At 66.0% G+C, this 18,195-nt stretch carries 21 protein-coding genes; 9 read left to right on the forward strand and 12 right to left on the reverse strand.

Annotated elements, in window-relative coordinates:
- Nucleotides 1–3: 3 nt before the first annotated feature.
- Together folE and DMO17_RS13805 are read right to left on the reverse strand one after the other, a co-directional pair.
- The gene (folE, locus tag DMO17_RS13800) at nucleotides 4–549 is read right to left on the reverse strand and encodes a GTP cyclohydrolase I FolE (protein ID WP_110683069.1); all 546 of its coding nucleotides are present in this window, start codon (nucleotides 547–549) and stop codon (nucleotides 4–6) included.
- A gap of 87 nt (nucleotides 550–636) precedes the next feature.
- Nucleotides 637–978 (reverse strand): winged helix-turn-helix transcriptional regulator, encoded by a 342-nt coding sequence (locus DMO17_RS13805; RefSeq protein ID WP_110683070.1) that lies wholly within the window; start codon nucleotides 976–978, stop codon nucleotides 637–639.
- A 79-nt stretch (nucleotides 979–1,057) separates the two neighbouring features.
- Between DMO17_RS13805 and DMO17_RS13810 the strand changes: the two genes are divergently transcribed.
- Complete coding sequence (locus DMO17_RS13810) at nucleotides 1,058–1,606, forward strand: carboxymuconolactone decarboxylase family protein (protein WP_110683071.1); 549 nt, start codon at nucleotides 1,058–1,060, stop codon at nucleotides 1,604–1,606.
- On the opposite strand, the gene DMO17_RS13815 is transcribed toward DMO17_RS13810, so the two are convergent.
- The 3 genes from DMO17_RS13815 to DMO17_RS13825 all read right to left on the reverse strand — a co-directional run bounded on the left by DMO17_RS13815 (nucleotide 1,607) and on the right by DMO17_RS13825 (nucleotide 3,200).
- Nucleotides 1,607–2,167 carry a Smr/MutS family protein gene (locus DMO17_RS13815; RefSeq protein WP_110683072.1) on the reverse strand — a complete coding sequence of 187 codons (561 nt, stop codon included), beginning with the start codon at nucleotides 2,165–2,167 and terminating at the stop codon, nucleotides 1,607–1,609.
- 34 nt (nucleotides 2,168–2,201) lie between these two features.
- Entirely contained in the window at nucleotides 2,202–2,531 is a 330-nt protein-coding gene (locus DMO17_RS13820) for a hypothetical protein (RefSeq protein WP_110683073.1), read from the reverse strand.
- Between the two features lie 75 nt (nucleotides 2,532–2,606).
- Nucleotides 2,607–3,200 (reverse strand): cysteine hydrolase family protein, encoded by a 594-nt coding sequence (locus DMO17_RS13825; RefSeq protein WP_110683074.1) that lies wholly within the window; start codon nucleotides 3,198–3,200, stop codon nucleotides 2,607–2,609.
- A 95-nt stretch (nucleotides 3,201–3,295) separates the two neighbouring features.
- Here DMO17_RS13825 and prmB point away from each other — a divergent pair, with 95 nt between their 5' ends.
- Nucleotides 3,296–4,261 carry a 50S ribosomal protein L3 N(5)-glutamine methyltransferase gene (prmB, locus tag DMO17_RS13830; protein WP_375538019.1) on the forward strand — a complete coding sequence of 322 codons (966 nt, stop codon included), beginning with the start codon at nucleotides 3,296–3,298 and terminating at the stop codon, nucleotides 4,259–4,261.
- Nucleotides 4,262–4,348: 87 nt separating this feature from the next.
- On the opposite strand, the gene DMO17_RS13835 is transcribed toward prmB, so the two are convergent.
- Nucleotides 4,349–5,131: a hypothetical protein gene (locus DMO17_RS13835; RefSeq protein WP_110683076.1), complete on the reverse strand. Its 783-nt coding sequence runs from the start codon at nucleotides 5,129–5,131 to the stop codon at nucleotides 4,349–4,351.
- A gap of 169 nt (nucleotides 5,132–5,300) precedes the next feature.
- Between DMO17_RS13835 and aroC the strand changes: the two genes are divergently transcribed.
- From aroC to DMO17_RS13865, 6 genes are all read left to right on the forward strand, one after another.
- Nucleotides 5,301–6,392, forward strand: a complete 1,092-nt coding sequence (aroC, locus tag DMO17_RS13840; RefSeq protein ID WP_110683077.1) for a chorismate synthase — start codon at nucleotides 5,301–5,303, stop codon at nucleotides 6,390–6,392.
- Nucleotides 6,389–7,543, forward strand: a complete 1,155-nt coding sequence (locus DMO17_RS13845) for an MFS transporter (RefSeq protein WP_110683078.1) — start codon at nucleotides 6,389–6,391, stop codon at nucleotides 7,541–7,543. The genes aroC and DMO17_RS13845 overlap by 4 nt, the downstream gene beginning before the upstream one ends.
- Entirely contained in the window at nucleotides 7,540–8,151 is a 612-nt protein-coding gene (locus DMO17_RS13850; protein ID WP_110683079.1) for a methylthioribulose 1-phosphate dehydratase, read from the forward strand. The genes DMO17_RS13845 and DMO17_RS13850 overlap by 4 nt, the downstream gene beginning before the upstream one ends.
- Nucleotides 8,152–8,161: 10 nt before the next feature.
- Nucleotides 8,162–8,707, forward strand: a complete 546-nt coding sequence (locus DMO17_RS13855) for a 1,2-dihydroxy-3-keto-5-methylthiopentene dioxygenase (RefSeq protein WP_110683080.1) — start codon at nucleotides 8,162–8,164, stop codon at nucleotides 8,705–8,707.
- 61 nt (nucleotides 8,708–8,768) lie between these two features.
- Nucleotides 8,769–9,452, forward strand: a complete 684-nt coding sequence (gene mtnC, locus DMO17_RS13860) for an acireductone synthase (protein WP_110683081.1) — start codon at nucleotides 8,769–8,771, stop codon at nucleotides 9,450–9,452.
- A gap of 79 nt (nucleotides 9,453–9,531) precedes the next feature.
- Nucleotides 9,532–9,852 (forward strand): hypothetical protein, encoded by a 321-nt coding sequence (locus tag DMO17_RS13865; protein ID WP_258371550.1) that lies wholly within the window; start codon nucleotides 9,532–9,534, stop codon nucleotides 9,850–9,852.
- 33 nt (nucleotides 9,853–9,885) lie between these two features.
- Here DMO17_RS13865 and DMO17_RS13870 read toward each other — a convergent pair whose 3' ends face one another.
- Both DMO17_RS13870 and DMO17_RS13875 read right to left on the reverse strand, forming a co-directional pair.
- Entirely contained in the window at nucleotides 9,886–11,031 is a 1,146-nt protein-coding gene (locus DMO17_RS13870) for a catalase family protein (RefSeq protein WP_110683083.1), read from the reverse strand.
- Nucleotides 11,032–11,043: 12 nt separating this feature from the next.
- Nucleotides 11,044–12,924 carry a di-heme-cytochrome C peroxidase gene (locus DMO17_RS13875; RefSeq protein ID WP_110683084.1) on the reverse strand — a complete coding sequence of 627 codons (1,881 nt, stop codon included), beginning with the start codon at nucleotides 12,922–12,924 and terminating at the stop codon, nucleotides 11,044–11,046.
- Nucleotides 12,925–13,156: 232 nt separating this feature from the next.
- On the opposite strand from DMO17_RS13875, the gene DMO17_RS13880 reads away from it, so the two are divergent.
- On the forward strand, nucleotides 13,157–14,488 hold the full coding sequence (locus tag DMO17_RS13880; protein ID WP_110683085.1) for a sigma-54 dependent transcriptional regulator: 1,332 nt from the start codon (nucleotides 13,157–13,159) through the stop codon (nucleotides 14,486–14,488).
- An 11-nt stretch (nucleotides 14,489–14,499) separates the two neighbouring features.
- Here the strand turns inward: DMO17_RS13880 and DMO17_RS13885 are convergent, their stop codons facing one another.
- From DMO17_RS13885 to DMO17_RS13900, 4 genes are read right to left on the reverse strand one after another with little or no spacing between them, the layout of a single operon-like run.
- Nucleotides 14,500–15,735: a coiled-coil domain-containing protein gene (locus DMO17_RS13885; RefSeq protein ID WP_110683086.1), complete on the reverse strand. Its 1,236-nt coding sequence runs from the start codon at nucleotides 15,733–15,735 to the stop codon at nucleotides 14,500–14,502.
- A gap of 35 nt (nucleotides 15,736–15,770) precedes the next feature.
- A complete protein-coding gene (locus tag DMO17_RS13890; RefSeq protein ID WP_110683087.1) occupies nucleotides 15,771–16,484 on the reverse strand; it encodes a hypothetical protein in 714 nt (237 codons plus the stop codon).
- A 44-nt stretch (nucleotides 16,485–16,528) separates the two neighbouring features.
- A complete protein-coding gene (locus tag DMO17_RS13895) occupies nucleotides 16,529–17,215 on the reverse strand; it encodes a C39 family peptidase (protein WP_110683088.1) in 687 nt (228 codons plus the stop codon).
- A gap of 49 nt (nucleotides 17,216–17,264) precedes the next feature.
- Nucleotides 17,265–18,170 carry a hypothetical protein gene (locus DMO17_RS13900; protein WP_110683089.1) on the reverse strand — a complete coding sequence of 302 codons (906 nt, stop codon included), beginning with the start codon at nucleotides 18,168–18,170 and terminating at the stop codon, nucleotides 17,265–17,267.
- Between the last annotated feature and the right edge of the window lie 25 nt (nucleotides 18,171–18,195).

Consider the following 18,195-nt stretch of genomic DNA (forward strand, 5'->3'; position numbering starts at 1 on the left):
GATTCAGCCAATCAGGCTGAGGAACTCGCTGCGGGTGGCGGCGTTGTCGCGGAATTCGCCGAGCATCACCGAGGTGACCATGGACGAGTTCTGCTTCTCCACGCCCCGCATCATCATGCACATGTGCTGGGCCTCGATCACCACGGCCACACCCAGGGCGCCGGTGACCTGCTGGATCGCTTCGGCGATCTGCCGGCTGAGGTTCTCCTGGATCTGCAGGCGGCGGGCGTACATGTCGACGATACGCGCCACCTTGGACAGGCCCAGCACCTTGCCGTTGGGGATGTAGGCCACGTGGGCCTTGCCGATGAAGGGCAGCAGGTGGTGCTCGCACAGCGAGTACAGCTCGATGTTCTTCACCAGCACCATCTCGCTGTTGTCGGAGCTGAACAGGGCGCCGTTGGTGACTTCCTCCAGCGTCTGCTGGTAGCCACGGCACAGGTACTGCATGGCTTTGGCGGCGCGCTTCGGAGTATCCAGCAGGCCTTCGCGGGTCACGTCCTCGCCGAGCTGGCCGAGGATCGCGGTGTATTGCTGTTCCAGGGACATGGGTCTTCCTGTGGGGGTGGTCATGCACAGGGGCGCAGGGTAGGGCGCGGTCGTGCCCCTGGCAAGGGCGGAGTGCGCCAGCGCGGCCTACTTTTCCGGCCGCGGCGGCAGTTGCGTGGCCCAGTCCTCGGCCCATTGCGCCAGCGGCAGGCAGCGTTGCACCAGCTCCTGGCCAAGGGGCGAGAGCTGGTAGCCGTGCTCGCCGTTTTCCAGCAGGCGGGCCTCGCGCAATTCACCCAGGCGGGTGTTGAGTACCGAGGGCGAGACTCCCGCGCAGCGCGCCTGCAGGTCGCGGAAGCTGGCTGGCGCCTGCTGCAGTTCCCACAGCACGCGCAGACTCCAGCGCCGCCCGAGCAGGTCGAGCAGGGCCATGATCGGCCGACCGCTGGCCGAGCCGCGCACCGGGTCGCCGGGGTGGGGAAAGCTCATCACGTCTCCTTGCTTCTTTTTTAGTAGCGGAGTAGTTTCGGCATGCTACTTATTTCGTAGCATGACAGGAGCCCAGCCCGTGAACCAGCCCCGCGTGCAACCGCTGAAACCGCCTTACGACGCCGATATCCAGGCCGCCTTCGACCGCGTCATGCCGCCCGGCATGCCGCCGCTCAAGCTGTTCCGCAGCATGGCGCACAACCCACGCGTGCTGCAGCGCATGCTTGCCGGCGGCCTGCTGGACCGTGGCAGCATCCAACTGCGCGAGCGCGAGCTGCTGATCCTGCGCGCCACCGTGCTGTGTGGCGCGGAATACGAGTGGGGTGTGCATGTGGCGGGGTTCGCCGGCAAGGCCGGCTTCACGGCCGCGCAGATCGCCGATACCTGCCGCAAGTCCATCGACCCGGCGCTGTGGAGCCCGGCGGAACAGGCGCTCTTGGCCCTGGCGGACAGCCTGCATGCCAGCGCCTCCCTCGATGACACGCTGTGGCAGCGCCTGGCCGAGCATTTCAGCGAGCAGCAGCTGATCGAGTGCCTGCTGCTGGTCGGCTTCTACCATGCGGTGTCCTTCGTGGTGAACGGCCTGCGGGTGGAGCGCGAGGAGTACGCGCCGCGCTTTCCCGCCTGATCAGTAGTCGTCGCGACCATCCAGCATGGTGCGCTTGAGCAGCACGTACACCGCACCGGTACCGCCGTGCCTGGGCAGGCAGGAGGTGAAGCCCAGCACCTGCGGGTGCTGGCGCAGCCAGGTGTTGACGTGGCTCTTGATCATCGGTCGCTTGCCGTCCATGCGCGCCGCCTTGCCGTGGGTCACGCGCACGCAGCGCACTTCCATGCGCGCGGCCTCGGCGAAAAAGTCCCAGAGTGTCTCGCGGGCCTTCTCCACGCTCATGCCGTGCAGGTCCAGGCTGCCCTCGAAGGCCACTTGGCCGGCCTTGAGCTTGCGCATCTGGCCATCCTGCACGCCATCGCGGGCCCAGTAGAGTTCATCCTCGGCACCGACGTCGATGACGAACTGGTCGGACAGGCCATCGACCTTGACTGCCTCGCTCTTCACCGTCGCCGCCTGGCGCAGGGTGCTGATGCGCTGGCGGTCGGCGCGAGGCTTGCCGGTGTCGGCACGATCGTGGCTGATCGGCTTGACCCCGCGCACGGCGGACTGGAACAGGGAAAAATCGTCGTCTTGCATGAAAGCCTCCACGGAAGAGGCGAGTTTACCGGCTTCAGTCACGTTTTTTCAGCAGCCGGGGCGACAGGCTCAGCTCGTTACCGTATTGGCGACGCATGCGTCGCCGGCAACGCCGCCAGACGTTGATGCCGCCCCACAGCAGGAACAGGCCGCACAGCAGCAGGACGATGGCCGCGCCGAGGCTGTCGTTGAGCGGGCCTAGGGCGGGTGGGCGGCCAAGCAGGGTGGCCGCGCCGGCCATGCCGAGCAGCACGCCGAAGGCGGCGAACAGCGCGGCAAGGGCGCCGAGAAAGCGCCAGCGCCAACAGCCTGGACCGCGTGGGCGCAGGCGCCGGGCATCGAAACCATGGTCGGACAACTTCATGCCGATTTCCTCTTCGGTTATCGGCGCTATGACCGGTCGTTGCGGCGAGGGTTCCGGTCGGCGGCCGTGTTCGTCCTAGATCAGGGCCTGGGCCTGCGGCACCACCATGGCGTAGTTGTCGGCCAGGGCGGCCAGGGTCATGCGGTGCAGGTCGCGGGCGGGAATCAGCTCGTTCTGGTACGGCAGGTCGCGGGTGGCGCAGGCGGCGTCCACCAGGGTGCAGCGGTAGCCGTAGTCCTTGGCGGCGCGCACCGTGGTGCTGACGCTGGAGTGGGTCATGAAGCCGCAGATGATCAGATCCAGATGGCCGAGCTGCTGCAGGCGCTCATGCAGATCGGTGCCGGCGAAGGCGTTGGGCAGGCGCTTTTCCACCAGGGCCTCGCCCGGCTGCGGCTCCAGCCCCTCGATGAAGCGCCCGCGTGGCCCCTGGGGGTCGAGCAGGCCACCGGGGATGCCGAGGTGACGCACGTGCAACACCGGTGCACCTAGCGAACGCGCGGCCTTGAGCAGGGTGGCGATCTCGCCGATGGCCGCCTCGATATCCGGCAGCTGCAGGGTACCGCTGCGGTACTCCTCCTGGGCGTCGATCACCACCAGCGTGGCCTTGCCAAGGGTGGCCGGGGCATAACCGCGTCCGAGCAGCTGGAACAGGGTTTTCGGGTCGGACATGGTCGGGCTCCTATGACGGCGATGCGTCTATTCTCTGCTTCCTGATCCGATCTGTGAACCTCCGTCGCCGATTGCCAACCAGCTGATGGGACTGCATGGGGGCTTGGCCTGCTAGAATCGCGCATCGTTTTCTCGAGGTCAGAACCGTGTATCCATCCCGCCTGCGCAGCGTGCGCGATCACATCCGCTGGGCCGTCAGCCGTTTCCACGAAGCCGGCCTGTTCTTCGGCCACGGCACCGACAATGCCTGGGACGACGCCCGCCAACTGGTACTGGGCGCCCTGCACCTGCCGTTCGAGATCGCCGATGCCTACCTGGACTGCCGCCTGGAAGAGGACGAGCAGCAGCACCTGCTGGAGCTGATCCGTCGCCGTGTCGAGGAGCGCGTGCCCACCGCCTACCTGCTCGGCGAGGCCTGGTTCTGCGGCTTGCCCTTCATCGTCGACGAGCGCGTGCTGGTGCCGCGCTCACCCATCGCCGAGCTGATCGGCAGTCAGTTCGAGCCCTGGCTGCCGGCGACGCCGGCACGCATCCTCGACCTGTGCACCGGCTCCGGCTGCATCGGCATCGCCTGTGCCTACGCCTTCCCCGACGCGGAGGTGGTGCTCGGCGACCTGTCCTTCGATGCGCTCGAAGTGGCCAACCAGAACATCGAGCGCCACGGCCTGGAAGAGCGGGTCTACACCGTGCAGGGCGACGGTTTCGCCGGCCTGCCGGGGCAGCGTTTCGACCTGATCGTCTCCAACCCGCCCTACGTGGACGCCGAGGACTTCGCCGACATGCCGGCCGAGTACCACCACGAGCCGGAGCTGGGCCTGGCCTGCGGCGACGACGGCCTGGACCTGGTGCGGCGCATGCTGGCCGAGGCCGCCGACCACCTGACCGAGAAAGGTCTGCTGATCGTCGAGGTGGGCAACAGCCAGGTGCACGTCGAGGCGCTCTATCCGGAAGTGGACTTCACCTGGCTGGAGTTCGAGCAGGGCGGCCACGGCGTGTTCCTGCTGGCGGCGGCGCAGTGCCGCGAGTACCAGAAGCTGTTCCGTTCGCGGGTCAAAGGCTGAGTGCGGTTCGCCCCCGTAGCCCGGATGCATCCGGGCCACATGGGCGAGAGGCTGCCCCCTTCCGGGAGGCTTATTGCTCAGGGCGGGTCAGCGCGTAGCGATCCAGATCAGCAGCCCAGCCTGGAACAGTGCCAGGGCCACCAGGCAGGCGATGGTGAAGCGCAGCCCGCTATCCTCGCGCTTCAACGCCTCGATGCGGCGTTCCAGCTTGGTCATCTTCACCTGCTGTTCGTGCAGCGTCTGATCGGCCTGTTGCAGCATCGCGCCACAGTCGAGCAGATCGATGGGCTGCACCCGTTCCTGGTTCCACTGCGGATTCAGCACGCTGACCCGCGCCGCGCTGTAGCTGGCCTTGAGCTGCGCCAGGTCCTGGTAGTTGACCTCGAAACCCTGGATGCGCAGGAAGTGGTCGCGGCGTAGGCGGGCGTCCTCGCTGAGCACGTCCTTCACCGCCAGCGCCCCGCCCTCGACCGTGTAACTGCCCCAGCGCTGGCGCGCCCAGGCGATGCCCTGGGCCAGCAGGAAACGGCCCAGCCCACGGTTGAGAGGCTCGATCTGCAAACCTTTGTCGGCACCGAAACGTACCTCGCGGCTGCGATGGTCGGCCCACACTTCGAGCAGGTTCTGTTCACGGCGCAGGCGTTGGCCCGGGACATCCACCGTCAGCCGCAGCAGGCTCTGCTCGTTGCTGTGCCGCTCGACCCGGCCGAGCTTGACGAAACGCAACGGGCGCAGGCCGGTGTGGCGGTCGGCGGGCAGGGGCGCCAGGCGCAGCAGCTGGAAGTGCTCCGCCTCCAGGCTTTCCCAGGGATGCGGCGGCGGAGCCTGCTCGGTCTGTTCTTCGGGGTGTTGGGCGTCGGTATCGCTCATCGCGGCGTCCTTGGGCATGCGTACAGGCATTATCGGCAAGTTTCGCCGCCACTGCAGGCTGGCCAACTGCCATTTGCCGCTATCGTGCCCGTTTCGCAGGTGAACTGACCGGGCGCCGGCGGTATACTCGCCGACCTTTGTTCGAGGCAGATTTCGCGGAGCGCCCTGCATGTCCGGCAACACCTACGGCAAGCTGTTCACCGTCACCACCGCTGGCGAAAGCCACGGCCCGGCCCTGGTCGCCATCGTCGACGGTTGCCCGCCGGGCATCGAGCTGTCCCTGGAAGACATGCAGCGCGACCTCGACCGCCGCAAGCCTGGCACCAGCCGCCACACCACCCAGCGCCAGGAAGACGACGTCGTCGAAATCCTCTCCGGGGTGTTCGAGGGCAAGACCACCGGTTGTCCGATCGGCCTGCTGATCCGCAATACCGACCAGAAGTCCAAGGACTACTCGGCGATCAAGGACCTGTTCCGCCCGGCCCACGCCGACTACACCTACCACCACAAGTACGGCATCCGCGACTACCGCGGCGGTGGCCGCAGCTCGGCACGCGAAACCGCCATGCGCGTGGCCGCCGGCGCCATCGCCAAGAAGGTACTGGCTGGCCTGGGCATCCAGGTGCGCGGCTACATGAGCCAGCTCGGCCCGATCGAGATCCCGTTCAAGACCTGGGACAGCGTCGAGCAGAACGCCTTCTTCAGTCCCGACCCGGACAAGGTGCCTGCACTTGAGGCCTACATGGACCAGCTGCGCCGCGACCAGGATTCGGTGGGCGCCAAGATCACCGTGGTCGCCGAGGGCGTGATGCCGGGCCTGGGCGAGCCGATCTTCGACCGCCTGGACGCGGATCTGGCCCACGCGCTGATGAGCATCAACGCGGTCAAGGGCGTGGAAATCGGCGCCGGCTTCGCCTGCGTGGCCCAGCGCGGCACCGAGCACCGCGACGAGCTGACCCCCGAGGGCTTCCTCAGCAACAACGCCGGCGGCATCCTCGGCGGCATCTCCAGCGGCCAGCCGATCGTCGCCCACCTGGCGCTCAAGCCGACCTCCAGCATCACCACCCCCGGTCGCTCGATCGACGTCGACGGCAACCCGGTGGACGTGATCACCAAGGGCCGCCACGATCCCTGCGTCGGCATCCGCGCCACGCCCATCGCCGAGGCGATGATGGCCATCGTGCTGCTCGACCACCTGCTGCGCCACCGTGCGCAGAACGCCGACGTGCGGGTCAACACCCCGGTGCTCGGCCAGCTGTGACCGCCCAGCCGCTGCCGTACTGGCGGCTGTCCGCGTTCTACTTCTTCTACTTCGCCATGCTGGGCGCCACGGCGCCCTTCCTGCCGCTTTACTTCCAGCACCTGGGCTTTGCCCCGGCGCGCATCGGCGAGCTGGTGGCCATTCCCATGCTGATGCGCTGCCTGGCACCCAACCTGTGGGGCTGGCTGGGCGACCGCAGCGGCCAGCGCCTGCGCATCGTGCGTTTCGGCGCGCTGTGCACGCTGCTCAGCTTCGCCCTGATCTTCGTCGCCCAGAGCTACGCCTGGCTGGCCCTGGTGATGGCGCTGCACGCCTTCTTCTGGCACGCCGTGCTGCCGCAGTTCGAGGTGATCACCCTGGCCCATCTGCGCGAGCAGACGGCGCGCTACTCGCAGGTCCGCCTGTGGGGTTCGATCGGCTTCATCGTCGCGGTGATCGGCCTCGGCGAGCTGTTCGAGCGCTTCAGCCCCGGGCTGTTCCCGGCGATGGTGGTGCTGATCCTCGCCGGCATCCTGCTCGGCAGCCTGTGGGTGCCCAACGCGGTGCCGCAGGCGCGGGCCGGGCAGGGCGGCGAGGGCGGTTTCCTTGCTCAGCTGCTGCGCCCGGGCGTGCCGGCGTTCTTCCTCTGCGTTGCGTTGATGCAGCTGTCGCACGGCCCGTACTACACCTTCCTGACCCTGCACCTGGAGCGGCTCGGCTACGAGCGTGGCTTCATCGGCCAGATGTGGGCGCTGGGCGTCGTGGCGGAGATCGTGCTTTTCCTGTTCATGGCGCGCATCCTCACGCGCTTCTCGGTGCGCTGGGTGCTGGCGGCCAGTTTCCTGCTGGCGGCGCTGCGCTGGCTGCTGCTGGGCAACCTGGCCGACCACCTGGGTGTGCTGCTGTTCGCCCAGCTGCTGCATGCCGCCACTTTCGGCAGCTTCCATGCGGCGGCCATCCATTTCGTCCAGCGCAGCTTCGGGCCCAACCAGCAGGGCCAGGGCCAGGCGCTGTACGCGGCACTGGCCGGCACCGGTGGCGCCCTCGGCGCGCTGTACGCCGGCTACAGCTGGGAGAGTCTGGGCGCGGCCTGGACCTTCGCCATTGCCAGCTTGGTCGCCCTGGCGGCGGCCATTATCATTGCACTGCGTTTGCACGAGGAGCGGGCATGAACCGTGAACAACTGACCCGGCAGATCATCGAGGCCGGGCAATTCCTGTATGGCCGTGGCTGGTCGCCGGCCACCAGCAGCAACTATTCCGCGCGCCTGAGCGCCGACCAGGCGCTGCTGACCGTCTCCGGCAAGCACAAGGGCCAGCTGGGCGAGGACGACGTGCTGGCCACCGACCTCGACGGCAACAGCCTGGAAGCGGGCAAGAAACCCTCGGCAGAGACCCTGCTGCACACCCAGCTGTACCGCTGGCAGCCGGCGATCGGCGCCGTGCTGCACACCCACTCGGTGAACGCCACCGTGCTGTCGCGCCTGACCCTGGCCGACTCGCTGGTGTTCGCCGACTACGAGCTGCAGAAGGCCTTCGCCGGCGTTTCCACCCACGACTGCCAGGTGCTGGTGCCGATCTTCGACAACGACCAGGACATCGTCCGCCTGGCGGCCAAGGTGCAGCCCTGGCTGGACGCGCACCCCGATTGCGTCGGCTACCTAATCCGCGGCCACGGCCTGTACACCTGGGGCGCGACCATGGCTGACTGCCTGCGCCAGGTCGAGGCCTTCGAATTCCTGTTCGAGTGCGAACTGAAAGTACGCGCCCTGCAGCGCTAAAGGAGATGCCATGAGCAGCCTGACCGTCTACCACCAGTCCAACCCGGACGTGCCGAACAAGGTGCTGACCCACCTCGAGGACATCGCCGCCACCCTGGCCGAGGTCGGTGTGCGCTTCGAGCGCTGGCAGGCCAGTGTGCCGATCCAGCCGGGCGCTGCACAGGACGAGGTGATCGCCGCCTACCGCCCGCAGATCGACAAGCTGATGGCCGAGCAGGGCTATGTCACCGTCGACGTGGTCAGCCTGAACAAGGACCACCCGCAGAAGGACGAGCTGCGCGCCAAGTTCCTCGACGAGCACCGCCATGGCGAGGACGAAGTGCGTTTCTTCGTCGCCGGCCGTGGCCTGTTCAGCCTGCACATCGACGACTATGTGTACGCCGTGCTGTGCGAGAAGAACGACCTGATCTCGGTGCCGGCCGGCACCCGCCACTGGTTCGACATGGGCGAGTTCCCGCACTTCGTCGCCATCCGCCTGTTCAACAACCCGGAAGGCTGGGTGGCCAACTTCACCGGCGACGATATCGCCAGTCGTTTTCCGCGTCTGGAAGACTGAAGCTCCTCACCCCTCTCCCATGAATGGGAGAGGGGGCGCCGCCCACATCCCTGGAGTCTCCATGCCGATCAAAGCCATCCTCACCGATATCGAAGGCACCACCAGCGCGGTGAGCTTCGTCTTCGACGTGCTGTTCCCCTATGCCGCCCGGCACCTGCCGCAGTTCATCCTCGATCACGCCGAGGAGCCTGCCGTGGCCGCGCAACTGGACGCCGTGCGGGCCGAGAGCGGCGAGGGCGGGGCAGACCTGATCCGGGTCATCGAGATCCTCCTGCAATGGCTCGCCGAGGATCGCAAGGCCACGCCGCTCAAGGCGCTGCAGGGCATGGTCTGGCAGCAGGGCTACGCCAGCGGCCAGCTCAAGGGCCATGTCTACCCGGATGCGGTGGAAGCGCTCAAGCGCTGGCATCAGGCTGGCTATGCGCTGTACGTCTATTCCTCCGGCTCGGTACAGGCGCAGAAGCTGATTTTCGGCTGCTCCGAGGCCGGCGACCTGAGCGGGCTGTTCAGCGGCTATTTCGATACCACCAGCGGCCCCAAGCGCGAGGTCGAGTCGTACCGCACCATCGCCGCGGCCATCGGCCTGCCGGGCGAGGATATCCTGTTCCTCTCCGACATCGTCCAGGAGCTGGACGCCGCCCAGCAGGCCGGCCTGCAGACCATCGGCCTGGCCCGCGAGGGCGGTCGCCTGGCCGGGCATGACACGGTGGCCAGCTTCGCGGTGATCGATCTGGATCGCCTGTAGCCTCGGGGGCTATGCCATGCGCGCAGCCCGTCATCTGCTTTGGGTCGATTGTGCCGCAGCGGCCACGGCGGGTGTGCTCATGCTGTTGCTCGGCCCATGGCTGAGCGAGGTCTATCGCCTGCCACGCGGGTTGCTGCTGTTCATCGGCGTGACAAACCTGCTCTACGCCAGTTATTCCTTCACCCTGGCGCTACGCGGCAAGCGCCCGCGTCTGCTGCTGTACGGGCTGGTTGCCGGCAATGCCCTGTGGGCGGGCGCCTGCGTGGTCATGGCGGTGCAGTTCGCCGGGGCTGCGTCGCTGTTCGCGCAGATCCACCTGGTCGGCGAAGCGCTGTTTGTCGGTGGGCTGGCGGCCTGCGAGTGGCGCTGGCGCGAACAGATCCTGCACTGCCGGGGCTAAACAACAAGGCCGCCCTGAGGCGGCCTTGGCGTTTCAGTGCGCCTGCGGCGCGGCGTTGCGCTGGTGGCGGTAGACGCTGACGGCCTCGTAGACCGCCTTGCGCAGGCGATTGATGCCACCGATGGGGCGGTGTTCCGGCAGCGCATGCCAGGGGTTGAAGGACAGGTTGTCGCAGGCCAGGTTCTGCTCGCGGGTGTCGAAGTCCTGCGGCTCCACGCGCACGGTCGCCACTGTCTCGAACGGCGAGATGTCCTCGCTCCACTCCACGCTGGTGTCCTCGATGGGCATGTAGTGCGCGGCATTCTGCCGTTGCACCTGCAGGGCGAAGCAGGCCGGTACCCGGTCCAGCGACAGCTGCTGGTACAGGGCGTTGCGCAGGAAGTTGGGCAGCTTGGTGTTCTGCTCCGGCAACTGGTAGGGCGGACAGCTCTGCGGATCGGGGATCACCCGGTACTTGATGTTGTGCGGGCCGAGCTTGAAGGGGGCGATCGAGTTGTAGGTGGCGCTGACCGGGCTGTCCGGCGCCGGTGCCAGGGTCTTCATGGCAATGATCAGGTGGCGGATTTCCCAGCTGCGCGGGTCCCAGCTGGGGAAGAAGGCCAGCACCTTGTGGCCGTCGGCCTGGGCGGCGAAGTTCTGCTTGTACTCGGCCACGTCACGGACGAAGAACACCGAGTTGTTGAACATCACGAAGTCCTGGTTACCGGCCGTGGCCTTGCTGCTCAGCAGCTTCTCGCCGGGTACGTCGAGCAGCTTGATGGCCATGCCGCGGGCGTCGCGGGCACTGTCGAACTGCGGGTAGGCGTTGCCGTTGGACAGGCGCATCCAGGCCTGCCAGGTCTTGCCCGGCTCGGCCAACACGCCATGGCGCAGCTCCGGCGCCAGGTCCGGCAGTACGGTCAGCTGCGCCTTCACACAGCCGTGGGCCTTGGCGTGGGCGTCGCGTAGCACGCGGGTGTTGTCGCGGTGTTGTTCGACGATGCGGATGGCGTCCTCGATGATGCCCTGGGTCAGGGCCGCCTCGTCCTTGGGGATTTCTTCCTCGGTGGATACCGGGCCGGAGAATTTCCAGGCGTAGTAGGCCTCGCCGATGCCCCAGCCGGCCAGGCCGACCAGCAGCAGGATCGACAGCAGTTTACCCAGCACGCGACCGAGCCAGAGCCAGAAACCTTTGAGCATGGCGGGCCTTCCTTAGTTGTTGTTCTGGCAGTTGGGGCCCGGCGTCCAGGCGCGGCTCTCGGCGGGCTGCAGCTGGTTTTCCAGCTTCTCGTCGCCCATCACCTTGAGGTACTCGATCAGCGCATAGCGCTCTTCGGGTTCCAGGAAGCGTCCGATCACCCCCTCGTTGCGGCAGCCGTCGCGGAATTCGTGGCCGCGGTTGCTGTTGCCGGTGATGCGGGTATCGAACAGGAAGCCGCCCTCGAACTGGCCGGTGAGGAAGCCGGCGCGCTTGGGGTCGTACTCGAAGTTGCCGACCCAGAAGCGGGTATCGCGTTCGACCACCGGCGACAGCAGCTGGAACAGGTTGGGCACCGAGCCGTTGTGCAGGAACGGTGGGGTGGCCCAGATGCCGTGCAGCGGGCGTGCCTTGTAGCCGCGCTTCTCCTGTACGCCGATGGCCAGGCCGTAGCCGTCCATGCGCCAGCGCTCGCGCGGCTGGATGCCAGCATCGCGGTAGGCGCGGTCTTCCACATAGGCGGTGACATAGGCCAGGCCCTTGGCGCTGGAGATGCTGGCGAAATCGACTTCCTCGAGGCTGGAGCCGAACAGCCTGACATCCAGCTTGGCCAGCTCGTCCTTCTGCCAGCCCAGCTTGCGGATATCGAAGCGGTGGTCGGCGATATTGTCGGCGGTGGTCGGGTCGGTACCGATGATGCGGGTCGGCACGATGCGCAGGTGCCATTCCGGGTCGCGCGCCGGGGCCAGGCGCTTGTCGCGCGGCACCGGGTCGGGGGCGTGGCAGTAGGCGCAGTTCTCGGCGAACAGGGCACGGCCCTGGCTGGCCAGCTTGAGATCGACCTTGCCCAGCACCTGTTCCGGCCAGGTCGGCGGCTTGAGCTGCTTGAGCGTCTCTTCCAGGGTGTAGAGGTCGCGCAGGCGCACGCTGGAAGGATAGCGCTCGTCGTGCGTCATCGGCTCGCCGTTCTCGTCGAACAGGTGCAGGGTGGCGCCAACCCCCAGCGCCTCGCCGATGTTGCGCGCCATCGGCTGCATGGCCGAGCCGTTCCACTGCACCCAGTCGAATTTCCAGATGTCCCACACCTGCGGGTAGCTGACCGGGGCGTTGGCCACCCGGTAGTTGCTCGGGTCTATGGCATCGCCGAACACGCTGTTGGCGATGCGGCCGAAGGCGTCGGTGCGGCCGAAGCCTTCCTCGGTGGGGTAGAGGCCGCGGTGCCAGTCGTTCATCGCGGTATCCAGCAGGCGGTCGAGCACGGCCTTGAAGTCCTGGCGCAGCTGCTGCTTGCCGCTGTCGTAGTTGTCGCCCAGCACTTCACGGGCGAAGCGGTTGAACTTCACCGGGTTGTAGTAGGTGAACAGCATGCTCATGCCCAGCGCCTGGCCGAAGCCGCCGCCCTTGAGCGTGGGCACCGTGGAAGCCAGCGAGTGCAGGGCGGCGCCACCATCGATGCGGATGGCCTGGCCCTGGTAGCGCAGCTCGCCGGTGTGGCAGGCGGCGCAGCTGATGTCGAGGTACTGGGTGCCGGTCTCGTCGTCTTGGTGGCGGGCGAAGCCCACCGGCAGGTTGCCGGGGTTCAACTCGCTGGCCATTTGCTGTGGGTCGGTGAGAAAACCGAAGCGTGCCAAGTGGTCGGTGCGGGCGAACTTGTCGCGCGAGAAAGGCATCTCCAAGGCGGTGAACCAGACGTAGTGGAGGCCTTTCACCGTGGTGCCCTGGGGGGTGTAGTAGTAGGTCTGGCGGGCCTGCTCGCTCCACTGGTCGAGGTAGTGCACCTGCTGCGGCCTGTCGAATACCGGCAGGTTGGGATTGGCGATGTAGTAGAGGACGACCGCGAGGGCGCCGAGGATAAGCAACAGGATCAGAGCGAAAGCGCGGCGCAGGATTCGCATGACATCAACATCCGTGTGGCGATTTTGTTATGGGGTACGTTTATGCCAATCCGCGCGGACGATGGCAAGCGGCCATATCACTTCGAACTGAGCCCAACTGGATGAGATTGAATGACTATGTTCTTATAAATATTCATTCCTAGTCAGCCTGGCAAACTTGCTAGCTTTAGCTTGTTTGCGCCAAATAATTGTTTTTATTGGATTTTCAAAAAATTGGCGCCAAGGAAGGGTTATGTTGCAGGCCCTGGCTGCGACGCCACGGCGTTTGTTGGTAGTCGATCCCTGTGATGAATGCGAAAAGCTGCTGCCACGCCTGCAGGCCAGCGGCTGGATGGTGCACAGCTGCGGATTGGCCGATGCCGCCGAGGCCAGCTGCGATGTGGGGCTGATCCGCCTGCGACCGCCGCACCTGGAACGCCCGGAGAGCCTCAAGGAACTGATCAGCCAGAGCGGTACGGAGTGGATTGCCGTGCTCAGCCAGGATGCGCTGCGGCAACCCGAGGTCGGCAATTTCATCGGCGAGTGGTTCTTCGACTTCCACACCCTGCCGTTCGACCTGGAGCGGGTCAGCATCGCCCTGGGCCGTGCTTTTGGCATGGCACGCCTACGTGGCAAGGTCAGCAAGGGCAGCGATGAACATGATCATGAACTGCTCGGCAACAGCCGCAGCATGCGCGAGCTGCGCCGCCTGCTCGGCAAGCTGGCGCCGACCGAGGCTCCTGTACTGATTCGCGGCGAGAGCGGCACCGGCAAGGAGCTGGTCGCGCATACCCTGCATCGGTTGTCGCGGCGGGCAAGCGCGCCTTTCGTCGCGGTCAACTGCGGGGCCATTCCCGAACACCTGATCCAGTCGGAGATGTTCGGTCACGAGAAGGGGGCGTTCACCGGGGCCCACCAACGCAAGATCGGGCGCATCGAGTCGGCCGATGGCGGCACCCTGTTCCTTGACGAAATCGGCGATCTTCCCCTGGAATTGCAGGCCAACCTGTTGCGCTTCCTGCAGGAGATGCAGATCGAGCGGGTCGGCAGCAGCAAGCCGATCTCGGTCAATGTACGCGTGCTGACCGCCACCCATATCGATCTGGAGGCGGCGATCCGCCAGGGACGCTTTCGCGAAGACCTGTACTACCGGCTCAACGTCCTCCAGGTGCAGACCACGCCATTGCGCGAGCGAAGCGTGGACATCCGTTGCCTGGCCGAATATTTCGCCCGGCGCTATGCGGTAGAAATAGGCCGGCGCCCGCGTAACCTCAGCGAGGAGGCGCTGCAGGCGCTGCTCGAACATCCCTGGCCGGGCAATGTGCGTGAGCTGGCCAATCGCATGCGGCGCGGCATGGTGCTGGCCGAGGGGCGGCAGATCGAGGCCTGTGACCTTGGGCTGGAGAGCCCGGCTGCGGGGGGCAGCCTGCTGGGCACCCTGGACGAGTACATCTGCCGCGCCGAGCAGCAGGCGCTGAACGACGTACTGACGCGGCACGCCGACAACATGAGCCAGGCCGCACGGGCCCTGGGTATCTCCCGACCGACTTTCTACCGGCTGCTGCACAAGCACCAGATGCGTTGACGGTACGGATCTCAGAAGTAGTAGGGGAATTTCAGGCTGAAACTGAAGTCGGGGGCGTCCGGTGTCAGGCCGATGGCCAGGTTGGGCACTATGGTCAGTTCGTCGCTGGCAGCGAAGGTCATGCCGAGGTTGAAATAGGCCGCGTTGGCGTCGCTGCCGATGATCGACTGCCAGGACTCGCCGTCCGCGCGGATCTTGCTCTTCTGGCTGACCAGGTGGGTGAAGGAGGTCGACAGGCTCATGCGCTCGTTGAGGGCGAAGGCCATGCCCAGGCCGTACTGGAAATAGTTGCCCAGCTTGACGTCGCCGGGTTGTTTCACGCCTTCCTGGGAGCTGATGTCGGAAAAACTCTCCTTGAAGTTGTAGGTGTAGGAAAAGTTGGCGAACAGCACGGCCGGGTCCACCGTCTTTACCAGGGAAATGCCGGGCGTCAGCGACCATACACCGTTGCCGCTGGGCAGCTCCTCCGGCGTTGCCAGGTTGTCGTTGGCCGGATCCTCGCGCAGCTTGATGCCGTAGGGCTCCTTGCCGGTGGGTGCGCGGACGCGCAGGCTGGTGACCACGTCCGGAACGCCGGGTGCCTCGTCGACCAGCTTGTAGGAGATGCCGAAGCCGATATCGCCGAGCATCGCATCCGAGCTGACGCTGGTTTCCGAGACTGTGGTGGAGGAGCCGCCGGCGCCGGCGGACTCGTAGCTGGATTCGCGATAGATCATGGGTACGTTGACTTCGAACTGCCAGCGGTCGCGCCAGTTGTAACGGGCGGCCAGGTCGAAGGTGAACAGGTCGGAGTTGATCTGGTCGATGCCGATGTCGCCGAGGAAGATGGCGTCCAGGGCCAGGAAGCCGTTGAGGAACAGCTGACGGGTGTCGTAGTGGGTGTAAGTGATGCTCGGCTCCAGGCTGAAGGCGCCCTCACCGAAGAAGCCACTGGCCTCGTCGTAGACCGCCGCCACGCTCTGCGCCGGGCGGCTGCTTTCACGCTGCTGGCTGCCATAAGACGGAGTCGACGCGGAGCTGCGCTGCCCGCTGCCCGGGGTAGTCGCAGCAACCGACTGGCGCGGCTGACTGCTGGCCTCCAGCTGGCGTAGGCGCCGCTCGAGAATCATCAGGGCGTTCTGCTGGGCCTCATAACGCTGCTTGAGGTCGTCCAGCTCGGCACGCAATGCCGCCTCGTCGGCCAGCAACGGGGCACTCAGGACAAGGCTGCCGAGGCAGACGATCAGGCGGGGCAATGGACTGTGCATGACGACTTCCCTGTGCTGAAAGGACAAAGCCTAGATCAGAAACCGTTGCCACGCAGGCCGCGCAGCTGAGCCATTACACCCTGCAGGGCCATGCTGTCGGTAGCGCCGCGCTCCCTGAGGACAACCTGCAGGGCGGCCAGATTGTTCACGACCTGCTGCTGGCCGCTGATCGCGGTGTTCTGCCTGATGCCGCCGCTGCCGATGCTGTGCTGGGTGCGCCCCAGGCTCCCGGCATCGATGCTGATCTGCAGGCCACCGTTCTTGGCGATCACTTCGGCGCGCCCAAGGGCGCCCTCGACGCTCTGGTTCAGCGCGCCGCTGCCCGTGCCGGGCTCCCCGGCCTGGCCGCCACGCAGGATGTTGATCTGCACATCGTTCAGGCCCCGGTTGCCATCGCCAGCGATACGCACGCTCTGCACCACACCCTGGGCGCTGTTGAGTCCGTTGCCACCACTGACCTGCCCCAGGCCTGCGGGAGCCTGCCCCTGGCCGGACTCCTGCAGGTCGACGTTGAGCACCGGTAACGCGGAGTTGTGCCGGAATTGCAGGCCGACCTTGGCGGCCAACTGGCCCTGCGGACCATTCCACTGTGACTGCATCACCACGCCGAAGCTGACGATGCCATTGGGCAGGGCGTAACGGCCGCGCATCTCGGCCAGTTCATGTTCCGGCACTTCCACCGCGTGGAACAGGTTTTCCGCGACCGCCGGCAGGCTGACCACGAGGGCCAGCGGCAGGAGCAGTGTCATTGGGGTTCTCATCTCGACCTCCATGCGTCGAGTGGCGAGCCGGCTCAGAAGAAATCGCTGTGGCTGAAGCCGAACTCGATCAGCTCGGAATCCTGAATCGGGTTGAAGCCGTTCACCCGGTCGCGTGCCGTCAGCGGTTGCGGCGGGGAGAGCAGGCTGTTATGGCGGTCATAACCGGGCCCGATGACGGCGAAGACGATGCCGTTCCAGCCCTGGGTGAATTCATCCAGCGTCAGCCGCCGATGGCCGAGTGCCGGGTCGCCGATGTACACCCACTGGTCGGTGGCCTTCTGCATCACCACGAAATGCTTGAAGCCACGAATCTCGACCAGGACTATGGTCGGCACCTTGACGCTGGCCAGCATGTTGGCCTGTAGGCGATAGCCCTTGGCCCGGAAACCTTCGGTCTGCAGGTAGTTCTTCATGTCCAGCATGGAGAAGCCCTGGCGCTCCACCAGTTGCAGATCGGCGACCTCGAGCATGCCTTCGATCACGGCCATCTCGTCCACGTCCAGTCGGTAGGCTTCGCGAAGCAGGGTGGCCAGGGCGGCGGCTCCGCAGCTGTAGTCGGTACGCTGGCGAATCAGGTCACGAAAGCGCCGTTCCTGGATGCTCTCCACTTCTTTGGTGAAGAAGTTGCCGCCGGCCAGGCCGGGAATCGGCAGGCGTGCGGCCTGCGTGGCGACTGGCAGCAGCGCGAGGCACACCAGCAATAGATCACGGAACAACATGTCGGGCTCCGGAAGAAGTGGCCTCCGGCTGAAACCGGAGGCCCGAGGGCTATTCGCCCATGCTGTAGCCGTTGGAGATCACCAGGCTGTTGGCCTGCTGGTTTCCGGTGCCGGCGGCCACGTTGACCCCGGCATGACCGCTGATGCCCACCAGGGCATTGGTCAGGCTGGCATCGTTGGTGGTCAGCGGGCCGGCGAGTAGCAGGAGCGGGGAGTTGAGCGTGACATTGCCGGTGGAGCTTTGCAGGGTGTCGTTGTCGGCCACCGCACTGCCCGGTGCGTTGGTCACGGCCACCGCGTTGCTCTGCTGGTTGCCGCTGCCGGCGGCGACGTTGGCGCCGACCACGCCACTGATGTCGTTGACTGCATCGTTCAGCACCGCCTTGTTGTCGCTGCCGAGGTTGTAAGCATCGTTGCTGGTGCTGTACTGGGAGACATCCACATAGGCCTTGGCGTAACTGCTCTCGGCGCCGAACTTGCTTTCGCCATTGGCCATGGCCAGGTCGTTCTTCTGCTGGTTGTTGGCTCCCGCGGCGACGTTGGCACCGGCGACCCCGCTGAGCTCATAGAGCGCGTTCTCCAGGGTGGCATTGTTGTCGTTACCGATATTGACCACGTCGTTCCAGCGGCCGGTCTGGGATACATCGATGGTGGCGAAGACGAAGGCTTCATCGCCGGCCTCGGTATTGGCCACGGCCACGTTGTTGGCCTGCTGGTTGTTGTCGCCGGCGGCGACGTTGGCACCCAGGTTGCCGGTGGAGTTGTGCGCGGCTTCCTCCAACAGGGCATCATTGGGGGTGCCCAGGTTGTTGACATAGTTGTCGATGCTTTCCTGGGTATCGTTGATCTCCACCTTGGCACTGGTGTCTGTACCGAAATCGAACGCCATCACCGGCGAGGCGAGGGCTGCGGCGACCAGAAAAGCCAGGGGTTTGAGTGCGAACTGCGATTTCATGGGTGTCTCCTTACGCTGTGCCAGA

Origin of the sequence: Aquipseudomonas alcaligenes, assembly GCF_003205495.1 — a bacterium.
GTDB lineage: Bacteria > Pseudomonadota > Gammaproteobacteria > Pseudomonadales > Pseudomonadaceae > Aquipseudomonas > Aquipseudomonas alcaligenes_B.